At 60.8% G+C, this 17,318-nt stretch carries 17 protein-coding genes; 2 read left to right on the forward strand and 15 right to left on the reverse strand.

The window, feature by feature from the left end:
* Positions 1-212 (forward strand): hypothetical protein (locus PHV01_RS07650; RefSeq protein WP_337290565.1); only part of this gene is annotated, 212 nt, incomplete at its 5' end.
* On the opposite strand, the gene PHV01_RS07655 is transcribed toward PHV01_RS07650, so the two are convergent.
* The 8 genes from PHV01_RS07655 to PHV01_RS07690 are packed head-to-tail and all read right to left on the reverse strand — an operon-like array spanning position 209 to position 8,690.
* On the reverse strand, positions 209-1,375 hold the full coding sequence (locus PHV01_RS07655; protein ID WP_337290566.1) for an ABC transporter permease: 1,167 nt from the start codon (positions 1,373-1,375) through the stop codon (positions 209-211). The two genes, PHV01_RS07650 and PHV01_RS07655, sit on opposite strands and share 4 nt — an antisense overlap.
* 16 nt (positions 1,376-1,391) lie before the next feature.
* Entirely contained in the window at positions 1,392-2,549 is a 1,158-nt protein-coding gene (locus PHV01_RS07660) for an ABC transporter permease (RefSeq protein ID WP_337290567.1), read from the reverse strand.
* Positions 2,550-2,556: 7 nt separating this feature from the next.
* Entirely contained in the window at positions 2,557-3,279 is a 723-nt protein-coding gene (locus PHV01_RS07665; RefSeq protein WP_337290568.1) for an ABC transporter ATP-binding protein, read from the reverse strand.
* A 19-nt stretch (positions 3,280-3,298) separates the two neighbouring features.
* A complete protein-coding gene (locus PHV01_RS07670) occupies positions 3,299-4,510 on the reverse strand; it encodes an efflux RND transporter periplasmic adaptor subunit (protein ID WP_337290569.1) in 1,212 nt (403 codons plus the stop codon).
* Positions 4,511-4,539: 29 nt separating this feature from the next.
* A complete protein-coding gene (locus PHV01_RS07675; protein WP_337290570.1) occupies positions 4,540-5,358 on the reverse strand; it encodes a hypothetical protein in 819 nt (272 codons plus the stop codon).
* The gene (gene shc, locus PHV01_RS07680) at positions 5,330-7,318 is read right to left on the reverse strand and encodes a squalene--hopene cyclase (protein WP_337290571.1); all 1,989 of its coding nucleotides are present in this window, start codon (positions 7,316-7,318) and stop codon (positions 5,330-5,332) included. Before shc ends, PHV01_RS07675 begins: the two co-directional genes overlap by 29 nt.
* A 5-nt stretch (positions 7,319-7,323) precedes the next feature.
* Positions 7,324-8,325, reverse strand: a complete 1,002-nt coding sequence (gene hpnH / locus PHV01_RS07685) for an adenosyl-hopene transferase HpnH (RefSeq protein WP_337290572.1) — start codon at positions 8,323-8,325, stop codon at positions 7,324-7,326.
* A complete protein-coding gene (locus PHV01_RS07690) occupies positions 8,322-8,690 on the reverse strand; it encodes a hypothetical protein (protein ID WP_337290573.1) in 369 nt (122 codons plus the stop codon). Before PHV01_RS07690 ends, hpnH begins: the two co-directional genes overlap by 4 nt.
* 370 nt (positions 8,691-9,060) lie before the next feature.
* Between PHV01_RS07690 and PHV01_RS07695 the strand changes: the two genes are divergently transcribed.
* Complete coding sequence (locus PHV01_RS07695) at positions 9,061-9,429, forward strand: GIY-YIG nuclease family protein (protein WP_337290574.1); 369 nt, start codon at positions 9,061-9,063, stop codon at positions 9,427-9,429.
* Between the two features lie 331 nt (positions 9,430-9,760).
* Here the strand turns inward: PHV01_RS07695 and PHV01_RS07700 are convergent, their stop codons facing one another.
* The 7 genes from PHV01_RS07700 to PHV01_RS07730 form a co-directional block, all read right to left on the reverse strand.
* Complete coding sequence (locus PHV01_RS07700) at positions 9,761-10,906, reverse strand: MraY family glycosyltransferase (protein WP_337290575.1); 1,146 nt, start codon at positions 10,904-10,906, stop codon at positions 9,761-9,763.
* A gap of 1 nt (position 10,907) precedes the next feature.
* Positions 10,908-12,005 carry a DegT/DnrJ/EryC1/StrS family aminotransferase gene (locus PHV01_RS07705; protein ID WP_337290576.1) on the reverse strand — a complete coding sequence of 366 codons (1,098 nt, stop codon included), beginning with the start codon at positions 12,003-12,005 and terminating at the stop codon, positions 10,908-10,910.
* Positions 12,002-12,631 carry a PIG-L family deacetylase gene (locus PHV01_RS07710; RefSeq protein ID WP_337290577.1) on the reverse strand — a complete coding sequence of 210 codons (630 nt, stop codon included), beginning with the start codon at positions 12,629-12,631 and terminating at the stop codon, positions 12,002-12,004. The genes PHV01_RS07705 and PHV01_RS07710 overlap by 4 nt, the downstream gene beginning before the upstream one ends.
* Complete coding sequence (locus tag PHV01_RS07715) at positions 12,628-13,353, reverse strand: WbqC family protein (RefSeq protein ID WP_337290578.1); 726 nt, start codon at positions 13,351-13,353, stop codon at positions 12,628-12,630. The genes PHV01_RS07710 and PHV01_RS07715 overlap by 4 nt, the downstream gene beginning before the upstream one ends.
* Entirely contained in the window at positions 13,350-14,843 is a 1,494-nt protein-coding gene (locus PHV01_RS07720) for a hypothetical protein (protein ID WP_337290579.1), read from the reverse strand. The genes PHV01_RS07715 and PHV01_RS07720 overlap by 4 nt, the downstream gene beginning before the upstream one ends.
* Positions 14,836-15,978, reverse strand: coding sequence for a glycosyltransferase family 4 protein (locus PHV01_RS07725; protein ID WP_337290580.1), 1,143 nt, complete (start codon positions 15,976-15,978; stop codon positions 14,836-14,838). The genes PHV01_RS07720 and PHV01_RS07725 overlap by 8 nt, the downstream gene beginning before the upstream one ends.
* A 175-nt stretch (positions 15,979-16,153) precedes the next feature.
* A complete protein-coding gene (locus PHV01_RS07730; protein WP_337290581.1) occupies positions 16,154-17,281 on the reverse strand; it encodes a DegT/DnrJ/EryC1/StrS family aminotransferase in 1,128 nt (375 codons plus the stop codon).
* Positions 17,282-17,318 lie beyond the last annotated feature (37 nt).

Raw genomic sequence — 17,318 nt, forward strand, 5'->3', positions numbered from 1 at the left:
TTTCGGGGGCTGCGCCGGTGGTATGGCTGACCAGGGGCCCCGCCGGCGCGGGCGCCCCGATATCGCGCCCGCGCGACGGTGGGGACGGCAGGGCGGATGTGTTACCCATGTTTGACAGGACTACAAAAAATGGAACGGAATTGGGAAATGGAACGGAATGCTATCGCGGAGGGATCGGACAGCATCTGGTGCAAGCGCGGCTTTCACTCTAAGCTGCCCTGAGCGCGTCCACGATCTTCAGACGCGCCGCGCGCACCGCGGGCAGGAACCCGCCGCTCAACCCCATGACGAGCGCAAAGACGAGCGATTTCCCGACGATCTCCAGCGTGAGCGTGAATCGAAACGCGAGTTCTGAGAACGACTGCCAGTTCATTGTGGAGATCTGCACCAGTTGCATCGTCGAGGCGAACACCAGCCCCACCACCCAGCCGGTCAGTCCGAGAAAGAGCGCTTCTGCGAGAAACGCGACAAGGATCGAACGGCGCCGGAATCCGAGGGCGCGCAGTGCGCCGATCTCCGACGTGCGGGTCGCGACCGCCGCGTACATGGTGATCATCGCGCCGATCATCGCGCCGATCGAGAAGATGACCGAGAGCGTCAGCCCGAGGTAGCTGATGAAGTTCGACATCACCTGTGACTGCTCCTCGTAGAAGGTGCGTTCGCGCTTCACGTCAAGCGTGAGCCGCGGGTCGGACTCGAGGCGCCGCTTCAGCGCGTCGAACTGCGACGGGTCGGCAAGGCGGGCGGCGACCGACGAGAACGCCGTACGTCGGAACGCCTGGATCATCTGCTCGCCGTCGCCCCAGACCTCAGAGTCGAACGCCGATCCGCCCGCATCGAAGACGCCGACCACCGTCCAATGGCGACCGCCGAAACGAAGCTGTTCGCCGATGCCTGTGCCGTCGAAGCGCTCGGCGATGCTCCTGCCCACAGTAATCTCGGCGCTGTCGGGTCGAAACATTCGTCCCGAGATTACCCGAACCTGCGGACGGATGGCGAGACCGTGTGTGCCCACCCCGCGTACGGTCACGTTGGTCGGTACGCCGGTGCCGCGCTTCGGCTGCGTGATCAGGACGACCACCTCCTTCGATGCCATCCGCGCCCCGCCTGGGCCGATTGCAATCTCCGGCTGGCTCTCGATAATCGCCGCCTGCGCGCGGGCGACCCCGCTCTGGATTTCAGTACCGGACGAGCGACGGGTTACGAGAATATTGTCGGGGTGCCCTGTCGAGACGAGCGTGTGCTTGAGTCCGGCGTCGAGCATCATCACCGCGGTAAAGACAAAGACAACGAGCGCCATTCCGCCCGCGGTCAGCGCGGTGGTATACTTTCGAGCCCACAGATTACGTACACTGTACGAGACAGGAATCGGCACAGATCCACCTCCGCGATCATCCGATCGCGCGCAGTCCCTCTACGATCTTCACGGTCGCCGCCCGCCGCCCGGGTACAGCCGCCGCGATAATCCCGACGCCGATTGCGCAGAGGATCTGTAGCGCGACAGTCTCGCCGCTGACCTTGAATACCGGGAAGAGCGTGCCCACCTTTGCTGCGAACCAATCGCTGACCGGAAATGTGGCCGCGATGCCGATGCCCGCTCCGATCACGGCGATGGCGACCGATTCGCCGACAATGAGCGCCGCAATGTAGACGGGCGAGAACCCGAGGACCTTGAGCGTCGCATACTCGGAGAGCCGCTCGCGAGCGGTCATCGCCATCGTATTCGCCATCACCGCAAGGATGATCACGATCACCACGTAGGACACGATCCTGATCGCGATGACGAGTGCCTCCGTCTGCTTGACGAAGCCGATCTGAAACGCGCGCTCGGTTTCGGTCAGCGTTTCGGCGAGCGAGTTCTTAAACATCGCGTCGATCGCGCGACTTACCTCGGCGACGCGGTCGATGTCGGTCACATCGACGAGATAGACGCCGACCTGGTCGGCGCGGCTGCGGGAACGTGTCTTCATCGTCTCGTTGAAGTACTCCCAGTGAAAGAACATCTGCGATGTGTCGGTCTTTGCGTCGATGCCGTCGTAGACGGCCCGTACCGTGAACTCCCAGGCGCCCGGGTAGATCGTGCCGCGCAGCGGCAGCGTGTCCCCGATACCAAGATGGTATGTGTTGGCGAGCTTGCGGCCGATAACGGCGCCCTTGCGGTCGCGAAGAAAGGCGGTGAACTCCTGCGGCGTGATGAGGTATTCAGGGTACATCGCGAAATAGGTGCGTGGCTCGATGGCGAACTGCGGAAAGAAGTTTTTGGGGTCCTGATAGATGCCGGCGAACCAGGTCGCGTGCGACACGGCGCGCACGCCGTCGACGGCGCGAATCTGGTCGCGATAGCTGAGCGGCAACGGGAAGACGAGCGAGACCGCGTTGCGCGTCACCAGCCGCGTCGGAGCCGCGCCCGCAGCGCCGGCGTACCAGGCGTCCACGACCGTCTGCAGCAGCCCGAACGACAGGATCGCCACCACCAGTCCGAGCAGCGTGAGCGCGGTACGCAGTCTGTGGCGCAGCGCATTGCGGAGAACGAGCTTCAGAAACTGCACCGGGCGTTCACTTCAGCGACCGCTCGTGCATGTCGGCCGCCGTCGACAGTTCGCCCTTATCAAGATACATGATTGCATGGGCCTGGTCGGCGGCTCGGCGGTCGTGCGTCACCATCACAATCGTCTTGCCGAGGTCGGTGTTCAGGCGATCCATCAGCGTGAGCACCTCCTCGGCCGAGTGGCGGTCAAGGTCACCGGTCGGCTCATCGGCCACGATCAGCCGTGGGTCGGCAATAATCGCGCGAGCGATTGCGACGCGCTGCTGCTGCCCACCGGAAAGCTCCGATGGATAGTGCGTCACCCGGTCCGACAGGCCGACGAGCGAAAGGGCTGCCTCCACATGCTCGCGCCGCTCGCGACGGGTAAGGCGGGTCAGCGTGAGCGGCAGTTCGACGTTTTCGAAGGCCGTCAGGACCGGTATCAGGTTGTAGAACTGGAAGATGAAACCGATCGTCCCTGCCCGCCAGTCGGCGAGTTCTGTTTCCGACAGCCGGGTGATGTCGATACCGTCGAAAAGGATCTGTCCGGCGTCTGGCTTATCGATACCGGCGATCAGGTTGAGCAGCGTCGATTTACCCGACCCGGATGGTCCCATCAGACCGAGGAAGTCACCCGCGCGCACCTCGAACGTGATGTCGGTCAGCACCGGTACGATCTGTCCACCGCGTCGGTAGGACTTTGCGACGTTACGGATGTCGATCAGCGGCAGCGGAGCAGCGGTCACGTCCACTAGCGGTTGCCTTTCGCCGTCACTTCTGGTTGATCTTGATGCGCGTACCGTCGGCGAGTCTGTCAAGAGGGGTGAGCACGACCTTCTCCCCGATCGGGACGCCGCTGACCTCGACCAGGTCGCCAAGCACGCGGCCGGTCTTAACCGTGATGCGCATCGCCCTGCCGTCTTTCAGGACGAAGACCACCTGTGCGCCGTTGCGCTCGACGACCGCCTGTCTTGGGACGGCGGTCACCGGCTTTCGATCGGCCGGCGCGACCTCGCGTTCGAGGAAGGCGACCTTCGCGCTCATGTCCGGCAGCACGCGCGTATCGCGGTCTGTGAACCCGATCTTCACCATGACCGTTGCCTTGGCGCGGTCGATAGTCGGCACGATGCGGTTGACGACGCCGGCAAAGCGCGTATCGGGTACGGCGTCAAGCTGGATCTCACACGGCTGGCCGACCTTGATCCGGCCGAGTGAGGACTCTGCCACGTCGGCCTCGACCTCGAGCGTCGCCATATCGGCGATAGTTACGACTGCGCCCCTGGTGTCGACGGCGCTCGAGAACGGAGTGATGTTGTCGCCGACATTCGCGTTCTTGGTCAGCACGACCCCGTCGAACGGCGCGCGGATCAGCGTCTGGTCGAATGAGACCTCCGCCGCCTTCAGGTTCGCCCGGGCGACCGCGATGGCGGCCTCGCTTGATCGCACCGCCGCGCGAGCCTTATCGGCTCGCGCCACCGCGGTGTCGAGATCCAATTCGCTGATCAACTTGTTTTGCGACAGCTCACGCCAGCGTGCCAGGTTGCGTTCGGCGTCGCGCAGCTCGGCCTGCGCCTGCTCGAGGTTCGCCTCGGTGACCGTGACGTTCGCTGCCGCCTGTTCGCGGGCCGCGGCGACGTCGCGACTCTCGAGCCGCGCGATGACCTCGCCCTTCCGGACGCGGCTGCCTTCCATGACGCCGAGCCACTCAAGGCGTCCCGTCGCCTTCGACGCCACCGCGGCCTTGCGCTGCGCGACCACGTAACCGGTGGCGTTCAGCGCGGTCACCGCCTGTGAGGGATACGCGGTGGTGACCGCGGCAGTCTGTACCGTCACAGGGCCGCTGAGACCGCCCGAGAATCCAAGCACTGCCACAGCGATTAGCAGGGCGACACCTACCGCCCAAGGCCACAGCCGTCGGCTCGCGCCCGGCGCGCGGGCCGCGGTCCGGTCGATGCTCAATTTCGAAAGGTCGGGATTACTCAAGGCTAACCTCTGGAGAAGTGCGCCACGAGTCAGCTCAGGGTGGTTGAGAGCCCTCGGAGCAGCAGGCCGAGACGAGCGCAAATCGTTTTAGTTCGAAGGCCCAAACCGACCAGGTAAGGAAGGGTAAACGGATGCGTGATCAGGTATCGCATCAATCGGGGTAGGTGTGGTTCCCCCTCTGTGTTGAGGAATTGATCGAAACCGATCGCGAGATCTTCATGGACCGGATCGAGGACGCCACGAATGGCCAGAAAAGGGACTGAACAGGCCGAGGCCGCAGACGCGATGGCTGCGCTTTCCATATCCAGGGCCACGGCGCCAGACTCCGCCGCCAGGACCCGCTTCTCCTCTGCCGTCCGAATAATTCTGTCGACAGTAAGGATCGGGCCGAGGTAGTACCGACTGTCAAGTCGTCGGATGACGGTCATGGCCGCCTCCTGTAGGCCGGCATCGCACGGGAAGCTCTCCAGCATCGAGCCCTTCTCCCCATGTAAGCCTTGTCCTGAGCCGCGCCGAAGGATGACCTGGTCTGCAAGAATCAGGTCTCCTGTCTGCACCTGAGGGCTCAGCCCGCCTGCAACGCCGAGCGACAGGGCGGCGGCGACAGGCATCTCTTCAAAGAGGTGGCGGGCAGTAGCTTCGGCGTTGTCCGGCCCCACTCCCGTCCTGGCCAGCAGCAGATCGCGGCCCTCGATCCCAAATCGGACCATTGCGTCTGATCGAGAAGCTGATCGGCAGGTCGACTGCAAGGCCGTGGCAAGGGGCTTCATCTCTGCCTGAGTCGCGACGAAGATGGCGAGTGACGCGCCGCGGACTTGGCTAGTCCGAGGAGGTCGCGCCGTTGTCATCGTGGCCGGAGCCGGCCTTCTGGAGCAGGGTGCGATACAAAGAAAGGGCCCAGAGCGGAAAATAGAGACGGTAGAGATGATACCGTAGATAAAAGACGCGCGGGAATCCCGTTCCGGTAAATTCTCGTTCTTCCCACCCGCCATCCGCGCACTGGGTCTGCAAGAGGTAGTCAATGCCTCGTGTCACCGCAGGATGCCGTACGACGCCGGCGTGCAAGAGCCCCAAGAGCGCCCAAGCGGTTTGCGAGGCGGTGCTTGGGCCCTGGCCGGCTGTCCGCGGGTCCTCGTAGGAATAGCACGATTCGCCCCAGCCGCCGTCAGGGTTCTGATGACTGATCAGCCAATCAACCGCTCGCCGGATGTATGGCTGATCCATCCGCTCCCCGATCGCTCGAAGGCCCGCCAGCACCGACCAGGTGCCGTAGATGTAATTAACCCCCCATCGGCCGAACCAGCACCCTGCCGGTTCCTGCTCGTGCTTGAGGAATGCGATCGCGCGCTGAGTCACAGGGGCTGCGTTGCTCCAGCCCAGGTGGCCGAGCATCTCGAGCATCCGTCCGGTCAGATCCGACGTGGGGGGATCGAGCAGGGCCTTGTGGTCCGCGAAGGGGCTCTCGTTCAGGAACAGCTTGTTGTTATCCTTGTCATATGATGCCCAGCCCCCATCACTTGACTGCATCGGCAGGACCCACTTGAGCGCCTGCTTGAGCGCTGCGTCTTTCGTCGCCTGATCGGGGAGGTTGGTCTTGATCAGGGCGGTCATGACCACCGCGCTGTCGTCGATATCGGGATAGAACTCGTTCTCGAACTGAAAGTACCAGCCGCCCGGCTCGGCGTTCGGAGCCTTGACCTTCCAGTCCCCCACAGACCGGGTCTGCTTCGAGAGGAGCCATTCGCACGCGCTGACCAAGGCAGAGTGGTCGGCGGGGAGTCCCGATGCGCGAAGCGCGTTCACCGCCAGGCAGGTATCCCAAGAAGGAGGGAAACAGGGCTGTATGTGAAGGGTTCGATCGTCTTCTACCTCAAGGGCTTCGATCTGCTTGAAGGCCCTGGCCACCAATGAGTGCTCAACTTCGTAGCCCAGACAGCGTAGCGCGATCACCGAGTTTGCCATGGCCGGATAGATCCCGCCGAGGCCGCCTTCCCCCATTCGGCGCAGCATCCACTCCGTCGCCCGCTCCATTGCCAACCGACGGAGGTACGGGACTGAATGCCACTCATACCAGCGGAGCAGCCGGTCGGCGGTCAGGAAAAGGTTTCGCATCGTAAGCGGTTGCGGGTCTCTGGGAAACCAGTAGTCATGCTTTGGCGTGGGCCCCACCCGGAGTTCCATAAGATCGGCGCCGGCGGGGACCGGTGTGACCGGCTTATGGGCGAAGATAATCATCAACGGGGTGAGCACGGTCCTGGACCAGTACGAGATGGCATGCATATTGAAAAACGACTGCTTGGGGAGGAGGAACAGTTCGATAGGCATCGCCGGGACGCCGCGCCAATCGAACTGACCGAAGAGGGCGAGGGTAAACTTGGTGAACACGTTGGCTCGAAAGAGGCCGCCCTGACTGATGATCACCTCTCGGGCCCGCCGCATGAACGGCTCCTCCTTGGAGTAACCGCAAAGCTTGAGCGCGAAATAGGCCTTGACCGTGGTGCTCAGGTGGCTTGGCCCACCATAATAGATGTTCCAGCCGCCATCGGGCAGTTGTGTATCGCGCAGATAGGCGGCTGCCTTGCGCTGCTTGGTCTCGTCCACCTTGCCGAGCAGGTGGCGGAGCATGATGTACTCTGAGGTCAGGGTGGAATCGGCCTCAAGCTCCGCCGCCCAGAAGCCTGCAGGGTCTTGTACGGCCAGGAGCCGAGATTGGGCCTGTTCGATGGCCTCATCAAGGGGGTCTCTGTCAGCCCCCAGGGCAGTGCTTATCACCTCAAATCGCCGATCTCTTTCAGGTGGTATCGGCATAGCGCCTACTCCAAAAAGTTCCAGATAGCCATCCTGAGCATGTCCTTCGGGCTATTTCGGAGCCCGAGGACGACAGAGGCCTCGAAGCCGGAATGCATCTTACAGTTCTGGCAGCGCGCGTCCTGACGAGATTCCCAGTAGTCCCAATCCATACTTTGCCAGAACTCCTCAAATGTCCGGAAGTATTTCTCTCCGATCAGGTAACATGGCCCCTTCCAACCTTGTGGGGTATAGGTAACAGTGCTCCATGGCGAGCAGGGGTACTCGCGCAGGCCGGCCGCAAATTCGAGGAACATCGGGGTGGAGGTCAGTCGATACCGCTTCGATAGCTCGAGAACCTTGCGGAACTTTTGGTGGATCTCCTCGCGAGCCAGAAAGATATCGGACTCGATCGAGGCATACTGATACCCAGGCGTGAGGAGCATCCCGTCCACCTGGTACTCCCGCAGCAGGCGGCACAGCGCCTCGACCTCGTCAAGATCGGTCTCCTTGAAGATGGTCGTATTTGTCGTCACCCGGTAGCCCAACCGCTTGCCTTCCTTGATCATCTCGAGCGCCTTATCGAAGACACCTTCCCTGTCGCAGACCTGATCGTGGGTCCGCCTCAGCCCGTCCATGTGGATGTTGATCGTGAGCCGGTTGTGCGGCGTGATCTGGCCGTAGACGTTTCGATCAAGCAGCAACCCGTTTGTACACAGGTAAATATGCCGCTTGCGGGCAATGATTCCCTCCACCAGCCCTTTCAGCTCAGGGTAGATCGTGGGCTCTCCGCCACAGAGCGAGACGACCGGGGCACCCGAGTCATCCGCCGCCTTCAGGCACTCCTCCAGCGTTAATCGGTCCTCGATGCTCCCGGTGTGTCGCTCAACGGAGCAGCCCAGACAGGCCAGGTTACAGGTATACAACGGTTCAAGCATAAGGACGAACGGATACCGCGTGTTGCCTTTGAGTCCCTGGCGGATCTGGTGCTTGATCATATCCGTCGTGATGTGTAGCGGAAATCTCATGCCAGTACTCCGCGACCGACAACACTATGCGCCGCTCCCCACTGCCGGCAGCGCGTCGAGACCATCATGGTAATTGGGATGTACAGGAAGATCCCGGTTATCCCAGGCAGCATCTCGCCAATGGTAAAGATCATTACGAGGTTAAAGGCCAGGATCAGAGAGTAGCCGTAGAAGCCGAAGAGAATCCCATTTCCGGTGGAGGAGTACTCGGCCAGAAACGCCGCTACCCAGGCGATCTCAGTGAGCAGAGCGGTCCGCCGCCACCCGATGGCGACAGATGCCGCCGTCAGATAGAATGCCAGAAATACAAATACATAGGGTCTTAGGAAAACCGTAGCAATAAGGAGTTGGATCGCTTCCGCCATTCAGCTCCCTCGCAGCAGGCAGCTAACCTACATCCAGAATAGAACAATATCGTATCCTGAATCCTGCGTGAACAGTCATGGGCTCAGAAGTGGATCGGAAGGTCAGGGGCGAAGTCGATACCCAACCTTAAGGGTTCTCCGGCCATCGGAATGGATACTACCCCAAGGGTAGGGTGCATTTCAAGCCGCAGACCTACCGTATTGTGGCAATATAGGCCACTGAGACTGATCAGCCATTGGCCGTTCACGCGGGAGTTAAATATATATCATATCCAACCTGGCGCTGGCAACCGTAAAAGCACGCAGCAATTACAGGATGATTCCAAATGCGGAACTCTCCCGCGTATGATAATAGGGTGAGGACGGTCCAATGATGAGAGGGAGCTATCAACTTATCCTGCATCTGCCCAAGGCGACGGTACTCCAGGTGGGGAGGCGGGGGACGTTCCTTTTTCCGGCAGGACTATATGTCTATACGGGCAGCGCGCTGAATGGCGTGGAAGGGCGCCTGAACAGACACCGACGACAGAACAAGACACTGCATTGGCATATTGATTACCTTTTGTGCCACGCACGGATCATCAGCATCAGAGTGTTTCCCACGCCGCGGAAAGTCGAATGTGCGCTGAATCGAGAGGTACTCAAACAACCGAGGGCGCAAGTGATCGCCAAAGGCTTTGGGTCCAGCGACTGCCGATGCGCGTCGCATCTGGTGTTCCTTGGGCAGTTACGAACGTGAAGCCTGATCGCGGTTACACCGAAAGCAGGGCATGGTAACGTGGTGGGATTACAGGTGCTGTTCGAGTTGAGAATAGAGCCAATCAATCTCGGCATGTGCACACTCAAGACTGACCGAGCATTACATCAAGTGCCGCTTCCAGGTGATTAAAGTCGATTACCTGATGCGCATGCGTTGCCCCTGGATCCTCGTTGTTGATCTCACTTCGGGTCAAATAGACGAACAGCAGTAGAGAAAAGGAACTCTACAAAAAAGTTCCGAGTCTTTGCCTAACGAACACTGATTAAAGAGGGACGGCCAGTGCTTGAAAAGGCTGCTGGCTCGGTGAGGATTACCGGTGCCGCTTATTCCCTTTTCGTTCGAGGATGGTCACGATCACAACGATGATGGCGGCCTGCACGATCAGGACAAGCGCATCTACCGTGCGGGCATTGCGCAACGCGATGGCCGAAAGCCCCAGGCAGATGCTCAGCAGGTAGATGAACAGGACACTTTGTCGCGGGCTATGTAGCAGCGCGGCAATACGGTGGTGCAGGTGATCCTGGCCCACATACTCCAGCCAACCCTTGAAGTCTTTCACCTGCCCCGACGTGATCCGGTCCACTGTCAGGTGGATCATGTCGAAGATCAGGACGCCAAAGATGAGGATCGGCGCGGCAATGTCGATAATCGAGTTCTCCGCCCAGTTGCCCTTGACGGCTAGGCTGGCCAATGTGAACCCGAGGAAGGTGCTGCCGGCGTCTCCAAGGAAGATGCTCGCGGGCGCCTTTCGACGAAAGTTGTACGGGAGAAAGCCCAGGCAGCTCCCGACCATCGCCGCGGACAACCACCCCATGAGGGGCTGGTTGGTCTGGAAAGCGACGATCCCCATGAAACCGGCGGTGATGACGCTAAGACCGGCCGCCAACCCGTCCATCCCATCCAGGAAGTTCAGCGCATTGGTAATCCCCGTCACCCAGAGAACCGTCAAGAAGAGGTTGCCAACCCAGCCCCACCACACAGGCGGGAAGAGGGTCAGTTGCACGCCGGCGAGCATAACGATGACGGTTGCCAGGAGCTGGCAGAAGAGCTTGAGTCGAGCCGACAGGGTGAAGGTATCGTCGAGCAGTCCCGTCAGGGTCATGAGAGCCGCGCCGAGCAGGATGAACCCCATCTCTCGGTCCAGGATGGAATTGACTAGGATTCCGCCAGTGAAGGCAATGAAGATCGGGATGCCGCCCAACAAGGGCGTCGGGTCTGTATGGATCTTCCGATTGGACGGGTAGTCGAGGATCTTCAGCCGAAACGCAACCATCCTGGCAAACGGCAGGAGCAGGTAGCTGACGCAGAAAGAAAACGACAAAATGTAGAACCAACGGCGTCCATAGTGGCTGAACCACGTGGACCGCACTGATGGCAACAGCAGGAGAGCCATGAGACCGGCGGATGCAAACCACCAGAGGTCGAGCGTTACGTTCTTGGAGGAGGGGGTCGTCATGCTATCTCTTCGACGCGATGCGTTGTCTGCTACGGTCGCCTGCCTGCCCAGAAAAGATCGCGCGGACTGCCCTGATGACCCGAACGATGTCGTTCCCAAGCGTGGGGTAGATCGGTAATGAGAGAGCCGTTCGCCAGACCTCCTCCGTGCCTGGGAAGCCTGTCAAGTTGAGATACCGGTGGAGTGGACGGAAGATCGGTCGTCGCGCCGTCACCCCTGTCTGCGCCAGCCGCGTCAGTATGCTTTTCAGCCCGCCCGTGGCTCGTACGACATATCGGTAAAAAATGTGGTCCCGATCCTCCGGGACGAAGGGCATGATCAAGGGCAGGTCTTGCAGGCGCCTGTGATAGCGTGCCGCGAGCGCCCGCCGCTTGGCCAGGAAGTCGGGAAGCTTCTGAAGCTGACTCAAGCCGAGGGCGGCCTGAAAATCCGTCAGTTTGTAGTTGAACCGGGTCCGCAAGGTCCGGCGCTCGTCGTAGTCACGGAGGTCGCGAGCGCGGTGAAGGAGGTCGGCATCGCGGGACAGCAACATCCCGCCCTCGCCGGTTGTGATGACCTTGGTGGCATAAAATGAGCAGATGCCGAGCGTGCCGATTCCGCCCACCGGTCTGCCCTGGTAGGTGGCGCCCAGAGCCTGAGCGCAGTCCTCGATGATCGGAACTCCCAGGCTCAACAGCGCGGCCAGGTCGGCCGGAAGACCGAACAGGTGCGGGGCGAGAATCGCCTTGGTGCGGCGCGTGAGGGTCCGCTTGACATGGATCGGGTCCAAATTGTACGTGTGGGGATCGCAATCCACGAGCAGGGGCGTGGCGCCCGCGTGTTGGATCGCGTGGAGCGGCCCGGCGCATACGTAGCTCGGCAGGATCACGTCATCCCCCGGACCGATCCCGAGCGCCACCAGCGCCAGATGAAGCGCGGCGGTGCCGGAGCTGGTCGCCACAGCGCCCGCGACGCCTGTCAGGCCGGCCAATCGGGCCTCGAATTCCGCCACGTAGGGACCTTGCGCCAGTTGAGAAGAGGTGAGAGCGGTCGAGACGGCGCGTCGATCCTCGGGCCCCAAGGTCGGTCGAGAATGAGGGATGACGGATACCGCGCTCACACGAAGTTCTCTGCCACGTTAATGAAAAGGCGGAGGGGGACGAACCCCTCGGCGTTTTTCACCCGTCCTTGGATCCCCCGAAAGTGGGCGGAGGCCCTGACGATCTCTAGAATCGAAAGATCCTCGATATTGGTTTTCATCACCTGGGAGGCGTGGGCCTTCAGGCTGGCAAGCTTTTTCTCAAGATAGCGATCGATGTCGATGAAGACGGACGGTGAGAAATTCTGGGTCGTGGGTCCCTCGTAGAACAAGACATTTCGACTGTACCGGCTGGCGGAGACGGTGCAACTCGCAAGGTGGCGGTGATCCTGGTGGGTGTCGTCATGGTAGTGGACAAAGACGAGGTCGGCGCGCACCTTTTTCACCGCCCCTTCAATTTCTTGGATCAGTGCTTGGCTGAGCGGAAGCTCCGTGTCCCGATAGGCTCCCCAGAAGACCTCTTTGGCGTGGAGGCGCTTGGCCGCCTGTTTCTGCTCCCGCCTCCGCATAGCCGGACTCCCGCCGCTGCTCCCATCCGTCAGCACGAGGAGGTAGATGCTGTGGCCCGCCGTGGCATACTTGATCAAACTGCCTCCGCAGCCGAACTCGATGTCGTCGGGATGGGCTCCGATCGCCAGGATGTTCACGCCTCCTCCTTTCCAGGTGATGGTCCAGTAGGTCTCGTCCCCTTTCTACTGCCGCGTAGTATCTCCAGACTTGCCGGCCCGCAATTGAACAGCAGGTCGACAACGGACAGGTTCGGTTCAAATCGCCCGTATAGCTGGGGGTAAATCGGCGACTCGAATGCCTGCTGGACCACCTGAATTCCCTCCTGCCGGAACCGATCGAGCCGCATATAGTTCAACCCGCCTGCTCCCGCCAGATACGCATCCGCGCCGGCCCAGCGACAGATCTCGATGAGTCGCTCCGTCGGTTCCTCGCTGAACTGCCCCTCCGAACTCCGTACCACCTTGACCGTGATCCCTATGGCGGCGGTCAGATATTGGATGAGAACGATGCACAGCTCGCAGAGTGACGCCCACCGCTTGGCGTAGATCTCCCGCAGGAACGGCAGGTGGTCGGCGAAATAAGGGGCCTTGCCATAGTGTACCATGAGCGCCTGCAGATGCTTTCTCGCCCAATCCGCGCGATTGTCGATCTGCACATCGAGAATCGCCTGAGGAAAGCAATGCTGAACCGGTACCGTCAGGTACTGCCAGTCGCTCGCCGTTTTAATGCGGTTCCGATTCTGCCACTCGTTTTTCTTGAACTGTACCGAGTCCAAGAATACGAAGAGATCGCTTCGGTCCATCTTATCGAAATAGCCGAGCCAGGGCAGATACTGCGGTTGGTGAACGGCGACGATCATCGCGCGTCTCCGAGGCGTTGGGCGAAGATCGGGTTGGACGCCAGGAGGTGAGACGACATGATCTTCAATCGGTAGAAGATCTTGTCGGTTCCGAGAGGTGGAGTCTCTCGGTATATGGTTTGGAACGGCGTCTCGCCTTCGAAATGCCGGATTAAGGCTCCGGACCGGATCAGATCGATGCGCAACGGACGGCGAGAGCCGTCGCTGGCTTCCACCTTGATGCGCACGAGGAGAGGATCTTGCCCTGCGATTCGCAACTCTTCCCCGGATATGGCGGCGCGCTTTCCGCCCTCCTGCGAGAGAGAGAAGTCGCGGAGCAGCAGCGTATAGTCGTGCGGCCGTTGCACAGCGAACATCCGACCGCGCCGGATCGCCTCCAGGACGCCCTGTCGGCTTCGCTGCCGGACCCACACGAACGTCTGCACATCGGTGAGCCGCTTCTCCGAGTTGTGATACCCCAACTCGCCGATTCCCCAGACGGGGTGTTCCCGGCGTCCGGCAGCATACTCCAGGAGGATCTGGTCCCATTCTTTCCCCGGATCAATAGCAGTGATATTCTGCTGATAGACCGCGCCGAATCCAGTGTAGCCCAGCGTCTTGAAAAGATCGTCTGTATACGGATCGGTTTTGATGGTTATGGTTCCCAACCTGCCGAAGTCGTGTTGCGAAAAATCCCCTGCCTCCGGATACGACCAGAAGCTAACGGCCCCCTTCAGGTGGGCGTAATCGATCAGTTCCTGATAGTGGCGAAGGCCGGAGTTGTGGTACTGGTCGAACGGCGAGACGGTGAAAGGCCAATTGTTCGCCAGGAGGAGAAGTCCCAGGCCGATGAGAACCAGACCAGGTCCCCACGCGGTCCGTCGCTCTGTCAGCGTCATCCCGCCGATGTGATAGCGGCGGACCCGCTTCCGTTTGAGTAACAGGACGCCAAGGACAACCAGAAAGCTGGGCGAGAGCAACAGCAGGCTCTCCCACCCGTACCGACCGGCGGCCCCATTGCCGATCACCGGCAGCGCCCTGTAATCCTCCGGCCGCTCCAGTCCCACCACCAGGATGTTTTTCTGGCCGTTGTGCATCGTCAGGTCCTTCGTCAAGGCGGAGCCGGTCCATAGATAGTGAGGAGCGACCTCGACGCCCGGGATCAGGACGACCTCCGGATGCCGGAGCGCTGTCTGTCGCACGAGGTCCAGGTACTGATCGATGCCGTAGGTCAGGACTGATGGGTATTCTATCTGCCTCCGGACGAGGTTTCTCAAGGGGAAGAGCCCGTATTCGAATCGCAGCAGGAAATTCTCGGTCAACAGGATTGCGCCGACGCCTTCGCGCGCAGCCTGCTCGACGAGTACATCGAGCGAGTTTTCCCCGGAGCTGACCCTACTGTGGAGGTGGATGATCGTGGGCAGGAGCTCAAGCGTCTCCTCGGCCCGCACAGGGGCGGCCAGGCAGAGGATGGCCGCTATGGAGAGCCAACTTCCCGCCTTGCTACGCACTCGCCAACCCTTTCTGTGCCAGCAGCGTGTCATACAGCGATTCGATGTCGGCGACCATCTTGTCCGCGCTATAGGCGGAAGCCCTCCGCCTCCCCGCCTCCCCTATTTTCCCGGCCAACGCTCTATCGGTTAGGAGCCGCTCGATAGCAGCAGCCAGCTCGATAGGATCGTCAGGGGCAACCAGCAACCCTGTGTCCCCCTCTCCGAGGACCTCAGGGATGCCGCCCACCCGTGTCGCGACGATCGGTGTGCCCATCGCCATGGCTTGCACGAGGACCCGACCCATCCCCTCGTTGCGGGAGGGCAGGACGAAGAGATCGAGCGCTGAAAGCACGTGCGGCAGCTCTTGTTGCCAGCCGGGGAAGAAGACTCGATCGTCAACTTGCAACTCTGCAGCCAGGCGTTTGAGATGGGGCGCCTCCTCGCCCTCTCCGGCCAGGAGAAACTGGACCTTCGGCTGGCGCGTCCGGAGGAGACCGGCCGCCCGCAAGAGGATGTCGTACCCCTTGACCGGCTCGAATCGTCCTACGCTTCCCACCACCAGACAGTCCGGCGAAAGACCGAATCGCTTGCGCGCCGCAGCAGGATCAGGGGGCAGTTCCGTATACGGCGCAAGATTCACTCCGCTGTGGATACTGATGAACTTTTCACGGGGCGCAATACGCCGTTCTACATGCTCTCTAATGCCCGCTTCGGTCAGCGTGATGATCTTGTCGGTGATACGAGCGGTGAGCCGCTCCAGAATAATAAACAGATACGTGGGGACTCGCTCATAGTAGCCATAAAACACATGGCCGTGAGGGGTGTGGACGATAATTGGGACACCCGCCAGTCGAGCCGCCCACCGGCCCAGGATACCGGCCTTCGATGAATGGGTGTGCACGATCGTGTATCGTCCCTGACGGATCTTGGCGTACATCTCCGCAAAGGCCAGGAGATCATGAAGCGGACGGATCTTGCGGCCCAGGTGCGGGATGAGGATGGCGGCGGCCCCCTCGCTCGAAGGTCCAGCCATCAGGGAGGGTCGATACCGTTGCCGGTCGAGTTGCGCCACCGTGATCAGCGTATTCTCCGATGAGCCACCCCGATCAAGACGTGTAATGATGTGTAAGACATTGAGAGGAACTCGACTCACCTTTTCTCTGGCCGGTTTACCAGTTCGAGCAGGAGTAACGACATGACGTAAAGCTGGAGAACGGCCGCAAGCCCTAGGAAGGCCCGGGCTTCAAGCCCGACACTCCCCCTCTCCTCTTTTGCCCCAAGGTGTCTTCTACGCTAAATCAGGTGCCCCCTTGTTTTTAAAGAGTTGATCAGGAAGATCGCTCCCGGTAGAACGCGTGGAAGGCATCCACCACATATTCCTGCATCGGTTGCATCAGTTCTGGATAGATCGGCAGGGCCAGTGCCTCTTTGGCAGCCTGTTCGGACGCCGGCATGTCCCCCTCCTTGTATCCAAGAGACTCGAAGCAGGCCTGAAGATGAAGCGGCAAAGGGTAGTAGATATCGTGGCCGATCCCTCGGGACTCCAGGAATTGGCTCAGCTTATCTCGCCTTGGGGCTCGAATAACATATTGATTGAAAACGTGCCGTTCATTTTTGGGAAGCTCCGGAAGCTGGATCCGGCGATCGAGGTCCCTTGCACGGAAGAGGGCATCGTACCGCGCTGCATTGGTGATCCGCTGCTCCGTCCATCGGTCGAGGTGCTGGAGTTTGACGGTCAGGGTAGCCGCCTGCAGTTCGTCAAGGCGGAAATTGCCGCCAATGAGGGAGTGGTGGTATTTGGTTGACGACCCGTGGTTCCGCAAGGCGATGAGTGTAGAGGCCAAGGAGGAGTCGCTGGTGATGACCATTCCGCCGTCGCCGAATCCACCCAGATTTTTTGTGGGATAAAACGAGAAGCAGCCCAAGACACCCATGTGCCCGGCCCTTCGGCCAAGTCCGTCCTCTGCCCCAAGGGCCTGGGCAGCGTCCTCTATCACGGCGATCTGATGTTCCGCAGCGAGCCTCAGAATCGGCTCCATCTCGGCACAGCGACCGAACAGGTGGACCGGGAGGATCGCGCGGGTCCGCTCTGTGATCCGGTCGGCGATCAGCTTCGGGTCGATGGTGAAGCAGGCCGGGTCGATGTCCACGAATACCGGCTTGGCCCCCGATCTGGCGATGGAGCCTGCCGTCGCGATGAAGGTGTACGGGGTCGTGATTACCTCGTCTCCTGGACCGATGCCGAGAGCCATGAGCGCCAGCAGGAGGGCATCAGTGCCGGAGGAAACGCCTACCGCGTAGCGAGCGCCACAATACCGCGCGATTTCATCCTCCAGCCTCCGAACCTTGGGCCCAAGGATGAACTGCTGATTGTCGCAGACCTCGTCGATCGCGCGTCTGATCTCGCTCTTGATGGCGGCGTACTGAACTTTAAGATCCAGAAATGGAACTTGCATGTATTCGCACCCTTATAAGAGGGACCCTCTGCTGCTC

The organism is Candidatus Methylomirabilis sp. (assembly GCF_028716865.1).
GTDB lineage: Bacteria > Methylomirabilota > Methylomirabilia > Methylomirabilales > Methylomirabilaceae > Methylomirabilis.

Excerpts from the sequence above, each read along its gene's own strand:
- PHV01_RS07675 (WP_337290570.1), bottom strand. The coding sequence starts at position 5,358 with ATGACAACGGCGCGACCTCCTCGGACTAGCCAAGTCCGCGGCGCGTCA.
- shc (WP_337290571.1), bottom strand. The coding sequence starts at position 7,318 with ATGCCGATACCACCTGAAAGAGATCGGCGATTTGAGGTGATAAGCACT.
- hpnH (WP_337290572.1), bottom strand. The coding sequence starts at position 8,325 with ATGAGATTTCCGCTACACATCACGACGGATATGATCAAGCACCAGATC.
- PHV01_RS07690 (WP_337290573.1), bottom strand. The coding sequence starts at position 8,690 with ATGGCGGAAGCGATCCAACTCCTTATTGCTACGGTTTTCCTAAGACCC.
- PHV01_RS07695 (WP_337290574.1), top strand. The coding sequence starts at position 9,061 with ATGATGAGAGGGAGCTATCAACTTATCCTGCATCTGCCCAAGGCGACG.
- PHV01_RS07700 (WP_337290575.1), bottom strand. The coding sequence starts at position 10,906 with ATGACGACCCCCTCCTCCAAGAACGTAACGCTCGACCTCTGGTGGTTT.
- PHV01_RS07715 (WP_337290578.1), bottom strand. The coding sequence starts at position 13,353 with ATGATCGTCGCCGTTCACCAACCGCAGTATCTGCCCTGGCTCGGCTAT.
- PHV01_RS07730 (WP_337290581.1), bottom strand. The coding sequence starts at position 17,281 with ATGCAAGTTCCATTTCTGGATCTTAAAGTTCAGTACGCCGCCATCAAG.